Here is a 15409-nt window from a genome sequence, read left to right on the forward strand (position 1 = left end):
CAGCGATGGCCCGGCCGCACCTAGAGGATGTTGAGGTTCCGTCGCAGCTCGTAGGGCGTGACCTGGATGCGGTAGTCGTGCCACTCCGCGCGCTTGTTGCGCAGGAAGTTCTCGAAGACCTGCTCGCCCAGGATGTCGGCGACCAGCTCCGAGTCCTCCATGACGCGGATGGCGTCGTGCAGGCTGGCCGGCAGGGGGTCGTGGCCCATCGCCCGGCGCTCGGCCGCGGTGAGGCTCCAGACGTCGTCCTCGGCCGCGGGCGGCAGCTCGTACCCTTCCTCGATGCCCTTGAGCCCGGCACCGAGCAGCACGGAGTAGGCCAGGTAGGGGTTGCTGGCGGAGTCGATGCCCCGGTACTCGATGCGGGCCGACTGCCCCTTGTTCGGCTTGTACAGGGGCACGCGCACCAGCGCCGAGCGGTTGTTGTGGCCCCAGGCGAGGTGGCTCGGAGCCTCCCCGCCACCCCACAGGCGCTTGTACGAGTTCACGAACTGGTTGGTGACGGCCGTGAACTCGGGGGCGTGCCGGAGGATGCCCGCGATGAAGTGGCGTGCGGTCTGTGACAGCTGGAACTCCGCGCCCGCCTCGTAGAACGCGTTGGTGTCGCCCTCGAACAGCGAGAAGTGCGTGTGCATACCCGAGCCCGGGTGCTCCGAGAAGGGCTTCGGCATGAAGGTCGCGTAGCTGCCGGACGTGAGCGCGACCTCCTTGATGATCGTACGGAACGTCATGATGTTGTCGGCGGTCTGCAGCGCGTCGGCGTAGCGCAGGTCGATCTCGTTCTGGCCCGGTCCCGCCTCGTGGTGGCTGAACTCCACCGAGATCCCCACGGACTCGAGCATCGCGACGGCGGTGCGGCGGAAGTCCTGGGCGACGCCGCCCGGTACGTGGTCGAAGTAGCCGGCCTGATCGACGGGGACGGGCTGGCCGTCCGCACCGACGTCAGCGGACTTCAGCAGGTAGAACTCGATCTCCGGGTGCGTGTAGCAGGTGAAACCCATGTCGGCCGCCTTGGCCAGGGTCTTCTTCAGCACTCCGCGGGGATCGGCGGTGGAGGGCTGCCCGTCGGGTGTCAGGATGTCGCAGAACATCCGCGACGTCTGCTCCTTGTCGCCGCGCCAGGGCAGGATCTGGAAGGTCGAGGGATCCGGCTGCGCCAGCATGTCGGACTCGTAGACCCGGGCGAGGCCCTCGATCGACGAGCCGTCGAAGCCGAGGCCCTCCTCGAAGGCGCCCTCCACCTCGGCCGGGGCGAGGGCGACGGACTTCAGCGAACCGACGACGTCGGTGAACCAGAGGCGCACGTAGCGCACGTCGCGCTCCTCGATGGTGCGCAGTACGAATTCCTGCTGCCGGTCCATGACCACCCTCATTCCTTGCCTCGTTGCCCGGGCCGCCCCGATGGGCGGCGGGCTGTCCCTGTCCGGCGTCGTGCGCGTGCGGCCGATGCGGAGACCGGGACACCGGTGCGCGGACCACCGTGAATACTCTACTGACACGGTCGCACACATCAGGTGCGGCCCCGCCCAGTGTGGCGTGCCGGTATTAACGCAGGGTTTCCTCCGGCGGATGGGCGGATGGGCGGAGGAAAGCGGCGGCAGGGGTCCGCTAGTCTCGTGGCATGACATCCGCCGAACTGCCAGCACCCTACGGAGAAGGCGTTGCTGCCGCACCTGCCGCGCCTGCTGGTCCCGTCGGCGAGGCGAAGGCGCCCGGCAGGATCCGGATCCACCACCTGCAGCAGGCCAAGGAGCAGGGCACGCGTTTCGCGATGCTCACGGCGTACGACCAGTACGCCGCCCAGGTGTTCGACGAGGCCGGCATCGAGGTCCTCCTCGTCGGTGACTCGGCGGCCAACAATGTGCTCGGACACGCCACGACCCTGCCCATCACCCTGGACGAGATGATCCTCTTCAGCCGCGCCGTGAGCCGGGCCGCCCAGCGCGCACTCGTCGTCGCCGACCTGCCGTTCGGCAGCTACGAGGTCTCCCCGCAGCAGGCCGTCGAATCCTCGGTACGGCTCCTCAAGGAGGGGCTCGTGCACGCCGTGAAGATGGAGGGCGGCGCCGACTACGCCGAGACCGTCCGGGCACTGGTGCGCGCCGGCATCCCCGTCATGGCGCACATCGGTTTCACCCCGCAGAGCGAGCACGCACTCGGCGGGTACCGGGTGCAGGGCCGGGGTGACGCCTCTCAGCGGATCGTGGACGACGCCGTCGCCCTCGCCGAGGCGGGTGCGTTCTGCGTCCTGATGGAGATGGTGCCCGCCGCCACCGCCGACGCCGTGGACGCCGCGGTGCGGGTCCCCACGATCGGCATCGGGGCCGGACCCGGGACCACCGGCCAGGTGCTGGTGTGGCAGGACATGGCCGGGCTCCGCGGCGGGCGGCAGGCGAGGTTCGTCAAGCAGTACGCGGACGTCCGCAGCGTCCTCGCCGATGCGGCCCGCTCCTATGCGGACGACGTGCGCTCGGGGACGTTCCCGGGGCCCGAGCACACCTTCTAGGCTCGACCGCCCGGGCTACTAGTCGTCCCGATCCCAGGCGTCGTTGCGCTGCTGCACCTTCTCGAGCGCCTTCTCGGCCTCGGCTCGCGTCGCGTAGGGCCCGATGAGCTGCGACCAGTCCGACTGCCGGTCCTCCTCCACCTCACGGGTGCGGACATTGAACCAGTACTCCGTCATGTCGACCTCCTGCTCTCTCCGGCCATCGCTGGCCCGGATCGGTGTGCGGCTTCGCGGCCCCACCGCCGGGATGCCCAGGGACCGTGCCGCACCACCTGTCCGGGCGGCCGTCCCGGCGGGCCCGCTATAGGATCAAGGGTATGCCCCAGTCTTCCGTCACCGCTCCCCTCGGGACCCTGACGCCCGGTACGGTCTCGCCGCAGCGCCCCGTCCCGCCGGGCATCGCGCGGCCCGAATACGTGGGACGGGCAGCACCCGCCCCGTTCACCGGTTCCGAGGTGAAGACGGCCGAGGTCATCGAGAAGATCCGTACGGCCGGCCGGATCGGCGCGCAGGCGATCGTCGAGGTCGGCAGGCACGCGAAGCCCGGCGTCACCACCGACTTCCTCGACCGGATCGGTCACGAGTTCATCCTCGACCACGGTGCGTATCCGTCGACGCTCGGCTACCGCGGGTTCCCGAAGTCCCTGTGCTCCTCGCTGAACGAGGTCATCTGCCACGGCATCCCGGACTCCACGGAGCTCAGGGACGGCGACATCCTCAACATCGACATCACCGCCTACAAGGACGGTGTGCACGGGGACACCAACCACACGTTCTGCATCGGGGACGTCGACGAGGAGTCGCGCCTGCTGGTGGAGCGCACCCGGGAGTCGCTCGCGCGGGCCATCCGGGCCGTCGCTCCCGGACGCGAGATCAACGTCATCGGCCGTACCATCCAGTCCTACGCGAAGCGCTTCGGTTATGGTGTTGTCCGTGACTTCACCGGGCACGGCGTCGGAGAAGCGTTCCACACGGGCCTGATCATCCCGCACTACGACGCCGCTCCCGCCTACAACCGCGTCATCGAGCCCGGCATGGTCTTCACCATCGAGCCGATGCTCACCCTCGGGACCATCGACTGGACCATGTGGGCGGACGACTGGACCGTGGTCACGAAGGACCGGAAGAGGACAGCGCAGTTTGAGCACACGCTCGTTGTCACCGACCGCGGTGCGGAGATCCTCACCCTGCCCTAGCGCAGCCGCCCCGCTGGTCCTGCTTGCACGCTGTACCCCACCCCTCCGGCTCGCGCCGAACCACCTCAACGGAGAATCATGGCCAAGGACATCGAGAAGAAGAAGTCGAAGAAGCTCCCCGCGACCGTCATCGGCGTCGACATCGGCGGGACCGGGATCAAGGGCGGCATCGTCGACCTCGAGAAGGGCGTGATCGTCGGCGAGCGGTACCGCATCCCCACACCCAAGCCCTCCACTCCCGAAGCCGTCGCCGAGGTCGTCGCGCAGATCGTCACGGAGCTGTCCTCCCGCCCCGAGGGACCCGCGGCGGAGGTCCCGGTCGGCGTGACCTTCCCGGCGATCATCCAGCACGGCGTGGCCCGCTCCGCCGCGAACGTCGACAAGAGCTGGGTCGACACCGACGTCGACGCCCTCTTCACGAGGGTGCTCGGACGCGACGTGCACGTCATCAACGACGCCGACGCGGCCGGACTCGCCGAGGTCCGCTACGGTGCGGGCAAGGGCAAGATGGGCACGGTCCTGGTGATCACGCTCGGCACCGGCATCGGCTCGGCCTTCATCTTCGACGGCAAGCTCGTGCCGAACGCGGAACTCGGGCACCTCGAGATCGACGGCCACGACGCCGAGACGAAGGCGTCCGCCGTAGCCCGCGAGCGGGACGGCATCGACTGGGACGAGTACGCCGTGCGGCTCCAGCGCTATTTCTCGCACGTCGAGTTCCTCTTCTCTCCCGAGCTGTTCATCGTCGGCGGCGGGATCTCCAAGCGCAGCAGCGAGTACCTGCCCTCGCTCGAGCTACGGACCCCGATCATCCCTGCACAGCTCAAGAACCACGCAGGGATCGTGGGCGGCGCCCTCCAGGCGGCGCTGCTCTTCACGCCGAAGGCCTGACCCCTCGTTCCTGCCAGCGCGGGCAGGAACGGCATGGACGACCTGCCCGACAGCACAGGAGCCCGGTACGGAATCGATCCGTACCGGGCTCCTGTGCGTCCGCCGCCCGTGGGGGCGGAACCGGACGTGGAACCGGTGGTGGCGTCGGCTTCCCCTCCGCAGCCACCACCGGGGTCTGATGGGCGCTACTGCGCCGTCAACGGTCGCTGCGCCCCCGAGGGGACACGTGCGTTGTCCTTCGCCTGCTGGCGGAGGGTTCCGATGGCCTCCTCGAAGTCCTCGAGGGACTCGAAGCCCTGGTAGACGCTGGCGAACCGCAGGTAGGCGATCTGATCCAGTTTGCGCAGCGGCTCGAGGATGGCGAGGCCCACCTCGTGGGCGTCGATCTCCGCCACCCCGCTGGCGCGGACGCTCTCCTCGACCTCCTGGGCGAGAAGGGCGAGATCGTCCTCCGTCACGGGCCTGCCCTGGCACGCCTTCCGGACGCCGTTGATGATCTTCGAGCGGCTGAAGGGCTCGCCGGCGCCGGAACGCTTGATCACGCTGAGGCTCGTGGTCTCGACCGTGCTGAAGCGGCGGCCGCACTGCGGGCACTGGCGCCGCCTGCGGATCGCCGACCCGTCGTCGGCCAATCGGCTGTCGACGACGCGGGAGTCCGGGTTGCGGCAGTACGGACAGTACACGGCTCCCCTTTCCTCTCGTCGACGCTCGACCGGATCAGTCTAGGACTAGATATGGGGAAACTACAACCGTGTCATTACCACATGTAGTGGCAGCGGCACCGGGGGCGGGTTCTAGACCACTCCATCCGCCGGGAAGCGTGCCGAGACGGCCTCGCCGTGCGCCGGCAGGTTCTCCGCCTCGGCGAGGGACAGGATGGACCCCGACACCTCACGGAGCGCGTCCCTGTCGTAGTGCACGAGCTGCACGATCTTCAGGAACGTGGTGACGTTGAGTCCGGAGGCGAAGGACGCCGTGCCACTGGTCGGCAGGACGTGATTGGAACCGGCGCAGTAGTCACCGAGGCTCACGGGGCTGTAGGCGCCCACGAAGATGGCACCGGCGTTCCGGATCCGGTCGGCGACCCGCGCGGCGTCCGCTGTCTGGATCTCGAGGTGCTCCGCGGCGTAGGCGTCGCAGACCGCGATGCCGTGCTCGACGTCGTCGACCATGATCACGCCCGACTGCGGCCCCGAGAGGGCGGTCCTCACCCGGTCGGCGTGCCGGGTGGCGGCGGCCCGCACCTGCAAAGCCTCGACCACTGCCGTCGCCAGGTCCCCGGAGTCCGTCACCAGAACCGATGCCGCCTGGGGATCGTGCTCCGCCTGGCTCACCAGGTCCGCGGCCACGAGATCGGCATCCGCTCCCGCATCCGCCAGGATGGCGATCTCGGTGGTACCGGCCTCGGAATCGATGCCCACCGCGCCGAGGACGAGGCGCTTGGCCGTCGCGACGAAGACGTTGCCTGGGCCGGTGATGACGTTCACGGGGTCGATCGCTCCAGAGCCGGAGCCGGTCGCGTCCGACCCGGCCGGGAGGGCGGATGCCCCGGGGACTCCGTAGGCCAGCGCCGCGACGGCTTGCGCCCCTCCCATGGCGTACACCTCGGTGACGCCGAGCATGGACGCCGCTGCGAGGATGACGGGGTGCGGCCAGCCGCCGAAATCCCTCTGCGGCGGCGAGGCGAGGGCGATCGAACCGACGCCGGCGGCCTGGGCCGGCACCACGTTCATCACCACGGAGGACGGATACGCCGCGAGGCCACCGGGGACATACAGCCCGACGCGGTCGACGGGGACCCACCGGGACCGCAGGGTCGCACCGGGCGCGATCGCGACCTCCACGTCCGCAGGTACCTGGGCCTTCGCGAAGATGCGTGCGCGGCGGATGGCTTCCTCCAGGGCGAGCCTGACGTCGTCGTCGAGACCCGCCACGGCCGCTTCGATCACGTGGGCAGGCACGCGCGGGTGGTCCTGCTCGACGCCGTCGAAGCGGAGAGCGAAGTCGCGCAGCGCGTCGAGACCCCGAGCGCGCACATCGTCGATGATGGCCTGGACGGCACTCTCGGAGGATGAGGCGCTGGCCGCGGGCCGCGGCATGGCGTTCCTCAACTCCCCCGGGGTAAGCACCCGGCCGCGGAGATCGATGGTGCGGAAGGCGACGGTGGTCGGGGTGCTGGGCGCGGAAGTCACCCGTGAAGTCTATCGGGAGCGGTGGCGGCGCGACGCGGCAGAGCCGATGGTCAGCCGGTGGTCAGCCGGTGGTCAGCCGGTGGTCAGGCCTTCCGGCGCGCGAGCCCGATCAGCGCCGTCACGAAGATGATGACGGCGGCGACGGCCGGCCAGAGTGCCAGCGCTCCGTAGGAGTGGAGCATGAAGCCGGACCCGGGGAGGTCCTCCCGGCCGTGGGGTCCCAGCATCAGCGCCAGGCCCTCCCCCACGCCGAGAGCCAGCAGCGACCCGAGGACGGAGCCGCCGACGGCGGCGAGGATCCGCGCGACCACGCCCGGCAGCCGGAGCCGCACGGCGACGACGGTCCCGACCGCGATGCCGGCCAGGATCTGCAATCCCGCGAGGGTCAGGTCACGCAGCACCCACTGCTGGGCGTCCTCGGGATCGCCGAAGAGGCGCCCCGTCGGAGCGAGCAGCCACCAGGCCGCACCGAGGATCGCTCCGAGCAGGATCGTCGAACCGAGCCACCAGAAGACTCCGGCGGGCGGTACCGACCGCCGGTCCTCGGCGACCGCGTAGACGGGAGGAGGGTAACTGCTCGAACCCGTATCCGGTCCCTGGCTGGCGCGCATGACTTCTACATTAACAAACCCTCCCGTCACCGGGGACCGCGCCTAGGGTGGTGATGGCAGCGCGACGTACCCTCCTCCTCGGCGGGACCATCAGCGCACGCGCCGTCCCCGCCGTCGAACCCCGGAGGAACCACGTGACCAACCCGAGTGCAGCGCCGGACCTGCCCGCCTTCGCCGAACCCCATGCCGAGTCCTTCCGGGAGGTGTTCCGCCGGCACGCCGCCGGCGTGGCCATCATCACCGCGACCTACGACGGCGTCCCGTTCGGCTTCACGGCCACCTCCGTGGCGTCACTCTCGGCCGAGCCGCCACGGTTCTCGTTCAACATGGCACGGACGTCCTCCTCGTGGCCCGCGGTCGCCAACACGAACTTCGTGGGCGTGCACATGCTCAGCACCGAGAACGAGGGCCTGGCGAACCGGTTCGCGCGCACGAAGGACCGTTTCACCGGCGACCACTGGGAGCCCGGACCCGAGGGCGTCCCCATCCTCAGGGACGTGGCCGGGTGGCTCGTGGGCCGGATCAGCATGCGCCTCTCGTTCGAGAACAACGCCGTGGTCGTCGCCGAGGTTGTCGCCGGCAGCATCGGCGCCGACGGCGCCCCCCTGCTCTACCACGGCGGCAGCTACGGGACCCCGACGGCCACCGACTACGTCATCTGACGCCGGTTCCGCTCAGGCGTCCAGGCAGGCCGGTCCGAACAGGACCTTGAGGTCGCCGAACAGGCCCGGGGTCGGATTCACCCTGAGGTCGACCCCGAGCTTCATGACCTCCACCTTGCGTGAACCGTTCAGGCGGATCAGGACCTCACTGGTACCCGGGTGCGTCCGCAGGACGTCGCCGAGGGCCGTCACCGCCGTCTCGGTGGCCTTGTGCTGCAGCATCGAGATGACCACGGGCCCCGAGTGGCCCTCGCTGAGGTCCGGCACGGAGAGCTCCTGCGCGTTCAGCATCACGGCGCCGTCGTCCCTGCGCTGCAGGCGCCCGCGCACGACGACGATCAGGTCCTCCGCGAGGACGCCCGAGATCGGCCCGTAGACCTGGCCGAAGAACATGACCTCCATGGATCCGGCGAGGTCCTCCACCTCGGCGCGCGCGTAGGCGTTGCCGCTGTTCTTCGCGATCCTGCGCTGCAGGGACGTGATCATCCCGGCGATCGTCACGATCGCACCGTCGGCCGGGCCCTCCTCGCTGATGATCGAGGGGATCGACGAGTCCGCGTGGTTGCTCAGGATGCCCTCGAGCCCCTGGAGCGGATGGTCCGAGACGTAGAGCCCGAGCATGTCCCGTTCGAAGGACAGCTTGTCCTTCTTGTCCCACTCGGGCAGGTCCGGCACCTCCACGGACAGTCCGCCCGCGCCCAGGCCGCCGCCGTCGTCGTCGAACGCGCTGAAGAGGTCGAACTGGTTCGCCGCTTCGTTCCGCTTGAGGACGATCACGGAGTCGACCGCCTCCTCGTGGATCATCGCCAGCGCCCGGCGCGGATGCTTCAGCGAATCGAAGGCGCCCGCCTTGATGAGCGACTCGATGGTCCGCTTGTTGCAGACGACGGCGGGGACCTTCTGCAGGAAGTCGCTGAACGAGGAGAAGGCGCCCTTCTCCTCGCGCGCACCGACCATCGCCCCGACGACGTTCGCGCCGACGTTCCGGATGGCCCCCATACCGAAGCGGATGTCCTTGCCGACCGGGGTGAAGTTGACGCTCGACTCGTTGACGTCGGGGGGCAGCACCGTGATCCCCATGCGACGGCACTCGTTCAGGTAGATGGCGAGCTTGTCCTTGTCGTCGCCGACGCTCGTCAGGAGTGCGGCCATGTACTCGGCCGGGTAGTGCGCCTTCAGGTAGGCCGTCCAGTAGGACACGAGCCCGTAGGCCGCGGTGTGCGCCTTGTTGAACGCGTAGTCGGAGAAGGACTCGAGGACGGTCCACAGCTTGTCCATGGCCGCTTGGGAGTAGCCGTTGGCCTTCATCCCCGCGAAGAAGTCGGCCTGCTGCTTGTCCAGCTCGGACTTCTTCTTCTTGCCCATCGCGCGGCGGAGCATGTCCGCCTGGCCGAGCGTGAAGTTCGCCAGCTTCTGCGCGGCGCTCATCACCTGCTCCTGGTACACGATCAGGCCGTAGGTGCCGCCGAGGATCTCCTCGAGCGGGCCCTCGAGCTCGGGGTGGATGGGCTCGATCTCCTGCAGCCCGTTCTTCCGCAGCGCGTAGTTCGTGTGCGAGTTCACGCCCATGGGGCCCGGCCGGTACAGCGCCAGCACCGCCGAGATGTCCTCGAAGTTGTCGGGGCGCATGAGCTTCAGCAGTGACCGCATGGGACCGCCGTCGAGCTGGAAGACGCCCAGGGTGTCGCCACGCGCCAGGAGCTCGTAGGAGTCCTTGTCGTCGAGCTCCAGGTCCTCGAGGACCAGGTCGGTGTCCTTGTTGGCCTTGATGTTCTCCACGGCGTCCGTGATGATCGTCAGGTTCCTCAGGCCGAGGAAGTCCATCTTGATCAGTCCGAGGCCCTCGCACGTGGGGTAGTCGAACTGCGTGATGATCTGGCCGTCCTGCTCACGGCGCATGATCGGGATGATGTCGATCAGGGGGTCCGAGGACATGATGACGCCGGCGGCGTGCACGCCCCACTGGCGCTTGAGTCCCTCGAGCCCGAGGGCGGTCTCGAAGACCTTCTCGGAGTCGGCGTCGGTCTTCAGCAGCTCGCGGAGCTCCTCGGCTTCCGAGTAGCGCTTGGCGTCCTTGTTGTGGACGTCCGCGAGGGCGAGGCCCTTACCCATGACGTCCGGCGGCATGGCCTTGGTGAGGCGCTCTCCCGTCGAGAAGGGATACCCCATGACGCGGGAGGAGTCCTTCAGCGCCTGCTTGGCCTTGATGGTGCCGTAGGTGACGATCATGGCCACGCGCTCGTCGCCGTACTTCTCGGTGACGTACCGGATGACCTCGGAGCGGCGACGATCATCGAAGTCGACGTCGAAGTCGGGCATGGAGACGCGCTCCGGGTTGAGGAACCGCTCGAAGATGAGGCCGTGCTTGAGCGGGTCCAGGTCCGTGATGCGCATCGCGTACGCGACCATCGACCCGGCACCCGAGCCACGGCCCGGGCCCACCCTGATGCCGTTGTTCTTGGCCCAGTTGATGAAGTCGGCGACGACGAGGAAGTAGCCGGGGAAGCCCATCTGGGTGATGACGCCGACCTCGAACTCGGCCTGCTTCCGGACGTCGTCGGGCACGCCTGCCGGGTAGCGGAACTGCAGTCCTGTCTCGACCTCCTTGACGAACCAAGACTGTTCGTTCTCCCCGTCCGGGACGGGGAACCTCGGCATGTAGTTCGCCTTGGTGTTGAACTCGACCTCGCACCGCTCGGCGATCAGCAGGGTGTTGTCGCACGCCTCCGGGTAGTCCCGGAAGATGGCGCGCATCTCGGCGGGCGACTTCAGGTAGAACTCGTCCGCGTCGAACTTGAACCGCTTCGGATCGGCCAGGGTGGAGCCGGACTGGACGCACAGCAGCGCGGCGTGGGCCTTGGAGTCCTCGGCGTGCGTGTAGTGGAGGTCGTTGGTGGCGACGAGCGGCAGGCCGAGATCCTTGGCGAGCCGGATGAGGTCGGCCTTCACATTCCGCTCGATGTCGAGGCCGTGGTCCATCAGCTCGCAGAAGTAGTTCTCCGCACCGAAGATGTCCCGGAAGTCCGAGGCCGCCTGCCGCGCCTCGTCGTAGAGGCCGAGCCGCAGCTTCGTCTGCACCTCACCGGACGGGCAGCCGGTCGTCGCGATCAGGCCCTTGCCGTAGGTCTGCAGGAGGTCGCGGTCCATGCGCGGCTTGTAAAGATAGCCCTCGAGGGAGGCCAGCGAGGACATCCTGAAGAGGTTGTGCATGCCCTCGGTCGTCTCTGACCACAGGGTCATGTGGGTGTACGCACCGGCACCGGAGACGTCGTCGCGCCCGCCGCCACCCCACTGGACGCGCGTGCGGTCGTTGCGCGCGGTCCCCGGGGTCAGGTACGCCTCGACGCCGATGATCGGCTTGATGCCGGCACTGTTGGCCTTGCTCCAGAAGTCGAACGCCCCGAACACGAAGCCGTGGTCGGTGGTCGCGAGGGCCTTCATCCCGAGTTCCTCGGTATGGCTGAAGAGGTCCGTCAGGCGGGCCGCGCCGTCGAGCATCGAGTACTCGGTGTGGTTGTGGAGATGGACGAACGAATCGGTCGATGCAGGAGTAGCCACCGTCCGAGTCTAGTGGCGGACAGGGCCTCCGGCTGCCTCCAGCAGCGTCGTGCAAGGTCCTGCCGGCGTGTCTCGCGACGACGGCCCAGAGCGGTGCACCGCGCCGTCCCGGCGTGTCACGCCGCGCCGTTCCGGCCTGACACGCCGCCGTCCTGGCCTGTCACACCAGGCCGTCCTGCAGCGCCGTCAGGGCGTAGTCCAGGTCCACCGGATAGGGACTCGTGACGAGGACCGGCTCCCCGGTCCTCGGATGCGCGAACCCGAGCCGGTGCGCGTGCAGCCACTGCCGGGTGAGGCCCAGCTCCGCGGCCAGGCGAGGGTCCGCACCGTAGGTCAGGTCTCCCGCGCAGGGGTGCCGCAGGGCCGAGAAGTGCACGCGGATCTGATGCGTCCGCCCGGTCTCGAGATGCACCTCCACGAGGCTCGCCCTGCCGAACGCCTCGAGCACCTCGTAGTGCGTCACCGAGTCCCGACCGTCCTCCATCACCGCGAAGCGCCACTCGTGGTGCGGGTGGCGACCGATGGGCGCGTCGATCGTGCCCTTGAGCGGTTCCGGCAGGCCCTGGACCACGGCGTGATAGACCTTCTCCACCGTGCGCTCCTTGAAGGCGCGCTTCAGGGCGGTGTAGGCGGGTTCCGTCTTGGCGACGACCATGGCGCCCGAGGTCCCGACGTCGAGCCGGTGGACGATCCCGACGCGCTCGGGAGCACCCGAGGTCGAGATGCGGTACCCGGCAGCAGCCAGCGCCCCGACGACCGTCGGCCCCACCCAACCCGGCGATGGGTGCGCGGCCACGCCGACGGGCTTGTCGACGACCACGAAATCCTCGTCGTCGAGCAGGATCCCCATGCCGTCCACGGCCTCGGGGATGATCCGGTGGCGATCGTCCGGATCAGGGAGGTCGACCGCCACGACGTCGCCCTCGTGCACGCGGTCCGACTTCGCCAGCCGCACTCCTCCGCGCAGGATGCGACCGTCGGCGGACCACTGCGCGACGGCGGAACGGGAGACGTCGAGGAGCCTGGCCAGGGCGGCATCGGCGCGGGCGCCGGCCTCGGCGGCCGGCACGACGACGTCGCGGTGCTCAGCGGCCACGGCCGGCGCCGTCGTCGTCGGTGTCCTGCGGGGTGGTGCCGGCCGTCGTCGCGCCCGACGTCGCCTCCGGGGTCGGACCTGGAGTCGTGCCCGGGGTCGGACCCGGCGTCGTGCCCGGGGTCGTGACCGGGTCTGTCGAGTGCGCCGATCCGGCGGTGGCCGCGCCAGCGGGAGCGTTCTGGGCATTCGAGGCATCCGGGGAGTCCGGGGCGTCGTCGGAGGTGCGGCGACCGTCCATGCCGATGCCGCGCAGCGTCAGGAGGCAGATCAGCACCACGCCGCTGACCACGGCGGAGTCCGCGATGTTGAAGATGGCGAAGTTCGGCAGGGCGATGAAGTCGACGACGTGCCCCTGCCCGAAGGACGGTTCACGGAAGAGCCGGTCGGTCAGGTTGCCGAGCGCTCCGCCGAGGACCAGCCCCAGGGCCACCGACCAGCCCCACGAGGCGACCTTGCGGACCTGGAGGACGATGGCCGTCGCGACGACCACCATGATGATGGTGAACACCCAGGTGTAGTCGGTGCCGATCGAGAACGCCGCGCCGGGATTGCGGATGAAGCGCCAGGAGAGGACCGGCGGGATCACGGGGGTCACCTGGCCCTCGCTCATCGTCGAGACGACCCACCACTTGGTGAGCTGATCGAACGTGTAGGCCACCAGCGTGCACAGCAGCATCACGACGCCGTAGTGCCACGGGACGCGCCGTCCGTGGCGGGAGTCGGAGCCCTGCTCGGCTCCGTGCTGCCCCGCCGCGCCGCGCTCCCCGGGGGGTGTCGTCTCGGCAGCGGGGTCGATCGGCTGGTGCTCGTTCACGGTCCATCCAGGGGTTAGGTGCGACGACGGCCACCTGGGTCGGCGGCCCGAACGGCGAAGGGCCGGCTCCCGGGGTCCATGCCCCGGCAACCGGCCCTTCACCTGGCGGCCCGCCATCGGGCCGACGGTCCTGCTAGGAGGCCGGAGCGTCCGACGCCAGCGATCCGCGGGAGTCGAGATCGCGGAGCTGGCCCTCGATGTAGGCCTTGAGGCGTGCACGGTAGTCGCGCTCGAAGCCGCGCAGCTGCTCGACCTTGCGCTCGAGCACCGTCTTCTGCTGCTCGAGATCCCCGAGCGTCTTGCGGCTCTTCTCCTGCGCATCGTTGACGAGCCCGCTGGCTTCGATCTGGGCCTCGGCGATGATCTTGTCGCGCTGCTCCACGCCGGCGTTCACGTACTCGTCGTGGAGGCGCTGCGCCATGGCGAGGACGCCCGCGGCGGACTCGGCGCTGGCGGTCGATGCAGCGGGTGCTGCCGCGGCGGGCGCCGCCGGGGCAGGAGCGGGATTGGGCTCCTCAACGTCCGCGGCGATCTCGGCGGGGACGGTGTCCGGCGTCGTGTCCTCGGCTGCGGCGTCCTCGGTGTGCGAGCTCGCGGCGACGGGAGCCGGTACGGTCGTGGCCTGCGGGGTGTCCGACGAGCCGTCCGCGAGCTTGCGACGCAGGTCCTCGTTCTCCTGGTTCAGGCGGCGGAGTTCGACGACGATCTCGTCGAGGAAGTCGTCGACCTCGTCCTGGTCGTAGCCCTCGCGGAACTTGGTGGGCTGGAACCTCTTGTTGACAACGTCATCTGGCGTCAGAGCCATGGGGTCACCTCATACTGATAGATGCCGGCCCGCCGAAGAGGCGGACAGTGCTGCGGTACCGGATTGCGGACGCGACCGGCGGGGCTCGCGTCGAACTGTGGACCAGCGTATCCGGTCGGCAAGTCCATCACGAAACGGACTCGACGCTATCCGGCAAGGCTCCTGGACACGGACATCAGGATCAGGACGAGGATGAAGAGCACCAGGAATGCGAGGTCGAGCTGCACGCCACCCAGCCGGAGCGGGGGGATGAGTCGGCGCAGCGCCTTGATGGGCGGATCGGTCACCGAGTACACGCCGGAGGCGAGCACGAGCGCCAGTTTCTGGGGTCGCCAGTCCCGCGCGAAGCCCTGCACGGCGTCGTAGACGATCCGCAGGATCAGGGCGAGCTGGAACAGCATCAGTACCAGGTAGATCAGGGCGAATACCAAACTCACAGGGCTGTTCCAGTCCTTCGGGCCGTGATGGGTCTCGTGCGACCGTCACGGCCGCCGGGCTCAGCTCTGGTTGAAGAAGCTGGTCTGCGCTTCGCTTGCCTTCAGATCCTCGCCCAGGACTTCAATATACGACGGCGACAGCAGGAACACCTTATTGGTGACCCGCTCGATGCTGCCGTGGAGGCCGAAGACCAGCCCGGCGGAGAAGTCGACGAGGCGCTTGGCGTCGGCCTCCCCCATGTCCGTCACGTTCATGATGACCGGGATGCCGTCGCGGAAACTCTCGCCGATGAGCTTGGCATCGTTGTAGGACCGGGGGTGGATCGTGGTGATCTGCCGCAGGGCGGCGGAGTCCTCGCGTGAGGAGGGCGCGCGCTTGATCGGGGTCACGGGAGCACGGTACTCCTCCGCAGGAGCCACGCGGCTCACGGCCGGAGCCGGCTCGAGGCGTCGTTCGTCGCGGTCGTAGTCCACTGTGTAGTCCTCGTTCCTGCTCTGCGCATTCTTCGTTTCGGGCTCGTAGTGCTCGTCACCATCGGCGAGCCCAAGGTAGATCATCGTCTTGCGCAGTGCGCCGGCCATGGTGGCTCCTGTCATGAGAGTGGATGAGGTGCGGCTCCGGGGGTCCGTCGCACACGGGC

Annotated in this window: 14 protein-coding genes and 1 pseudogene; 4 read left to right on the forward strand and 11 right to left on the reverse strand. The window is 68.9% G+C overall.

Features of this window, described 5'->3' with window-relative positions; all coding sequences use genetic code 11:
* Positions 1–20: 20 nt before the first annotated feature.
* Positions 21–1361, reverse strand: coding sequence for a type I glutamate--ammonia ligase (gene glnA, locus FNH21_RS10375; RefSeq protein WP_152814895.1), 1341 nt, complete (start codon positions 1359–1361; stop codon positions 21–23).
* Positions 1362–1621: 260 nt separating this feature from the next.
* Here glnA and panB point away from each other — a divergent pair, with 260 nt between their 5' ends.
* The gene (gene panB / locus FNH21_RS10380) at positions 1622–2506 is read left to right on the forward strand and encodes a 3-methyl-2-oxobutanoate hydroxymethyltransferase (protein ID WP_152814897.1); all 885 of its coding nucleotides are present in this window, start codon (positions 1622–1624) and stop codon (positions 2504–2506) included.
* Positions 2507–2524: 18 nt separating this feature from the next.
* Here the strand turns inward: panB and FNH21_RS10385 are convergent, their stop codons facing one another.
* Positions 2525–2683 carry an SPOR domain-containing protein gene (locus FNH21_RS10385; protein ID WP_152814899.1) on the reverse strand — a complete coding sequence of 53 codons (159 nt, stop codon included), beginning with the start codon at positions 2681–2683 and terminating at the stop codon, positions 2525–2527.
* Between the two features lie 140 nt (positions 2684–2823).
* On the opposite strand from FNH21_RS10385, the gene map reads away from it, so the two are divergent.
* Together map and ppgK are read left to right on the forward strand one after the other, a co-directional pair.
* On the forward strand, positions 2824–3702 hold the full coding sequence (map, locus tag FNH21_RS10390; RefSeq protein WP_152814902.1) for a type I methionyl aminopeptidase: 879 nt from the start codon (positions 2824–2826) through the stop codon (positions 3700–3702).
* 78 nt (positions 3703–3780) lie between these two features.
* Complete coding sequence (ppgK, locus tag FNH21_RS10395) at positions 3781–4593, forward strand: polyphosphate--glucose phosphotransferase (protein ID WP_152814905.1); 813 nt, start codon at positions 3781–3783, stop codon at positions 4591–4593.
* 185 nt (positions 4594–4778) lie between these two features.
* Here the strand turns inward: ppgK and nrdR are convergent, their stop codons facing one another.
* The 3 genes from nrdR to FNH21_RS10410 all read right to left on the reverse strand — a co-directional run bounded on the left by nrdR (position 4779) and on the right by FNH21_RS10410 (position 7396).
* On the reverse strand, positions 4779–5276 hold the full coding sequence (gene nrdR / locus FNH21_RS10400; RefSeq protein ID WP_055772236.1) for a transcriptional regulator NrdR: 498 nt from the start codon (positions 5274–5276) through the stop codon (positions 4779–4781).
* A gap of 111 nt (positions 5277–5387) precedes the next feature.
* Complete coding sequence (gene hisD, locus FNH21_RS10405; RefSeq protein ID WP_338403236.1) at positions 5388–6785, reverse strand: histidinol dehydrogenase; 1398 nt, start codon at positions 6783–6785, stop codon at positions 5388–5390.
* Positions 6786–6868: 83 nt separating this feature from the next.
* Positions 6869–7396 (reverse strand): hypothetical protein, encoded by a 528-nt coding sequence (locus tag FNH21_RS10410; protein WP_152814907.1) that lies wholly within the window; start codon positions 7394–7396, stop codon positions 6869–6871.
* Positions 7397–7449: 53 nt separating this feature from the next.
* Between FNH21_RS10410 and FNH21_RS10415 the strand changes: the two genes are divergently transcribed.
* Positions 7450–8058 carry a flavin reductase gene (locus tag FNH21_RS10415; protein ID WP_152814911.1) on the forward strand — a complete coding sequence of 203 codons (609 nt, stop codon included), beginning with the start codon at positions 7450–7452 and terminating at the stop codon, positions 8056–8058.
* Positions 8059–8070: 12 nt separating this feature from the next.
* On the opposite strand, the gene dnaE is transcribed toward FNH21_RS10415, so the two are convergent.
* The 6 genes and pseudogenes from dnaE to FNH21_RS10445 form a co-directional block, all read right to left on the reverse strand.
* A complete protein-coding gene (gene dnaE / locus FNH21_RS10420; protein ID WP_338403237.1) occupies positions 8071–11616 on the reverse strand; it encodes a DNA polymerase III subunit alpha in 3546 nt (1181 codons plus the stop codon).
* Between the two features lie 160 nt (positions 11617–11776).
* Entirely contained in the window at positions 11777–12712 is a 936-nt protein-coding gene (locus FNH21_RS10425) for an RluA family pseudouridine synthase (RefSeq protein ID WP_338403238.1), read from the reverse strand.
* A gap of 211 nt (positions 12713–12923) precedes the next feature.
* Positions 12924–13367, reverse strand: a pseudogene (gene lspA, locus FNH21_RS10430) (signal peptidase II); the annotation flags it as partial.
* Between the two features lie 292 nt (positions 13368–13659).
* On the reverse strand, positions 13660–14331 hold the full coding sequence (locus FNH21_RS10435; protein ID WP_152814916.1) for a DivIVA domain-containing protein: 672 nt from the start codon (positions 14329–14331) through the stop codon (positions 13660–13662).
* 146 nt (positions 14332–14477) lie between these two features.
* Entirely contained in the window at positions 14478–14768 is a 291-nt protein-coding gene (locus tag FNH21_RS10440; RefSeq protein ID WP_191931846.1) for a YggT family protein, read from the reverse strand.
* Between the two features lie 60 nt (positions 14769–14828).
* Entirely contained in the window at positions 14829–15350 is a 522-nt protein-coding gene (locus FNH21_RS10445; RefSeq protein ID WP_152814920.1) for a cell division protein SepF, read from the reverse strand.
* Positions 15351–15409 lie beyond the last annotated feature (59 nt).

Source organism: Arthrobacter bussei (genome assembly GCF_009377195.2).
Classification (GTDB): domain Bacteria; phylum Actinomycetota; class Actinomycetes; order Actinomycetales; family Micrococcaceae; genus Arthrobacter_D; species Arthrobacter_D bussei.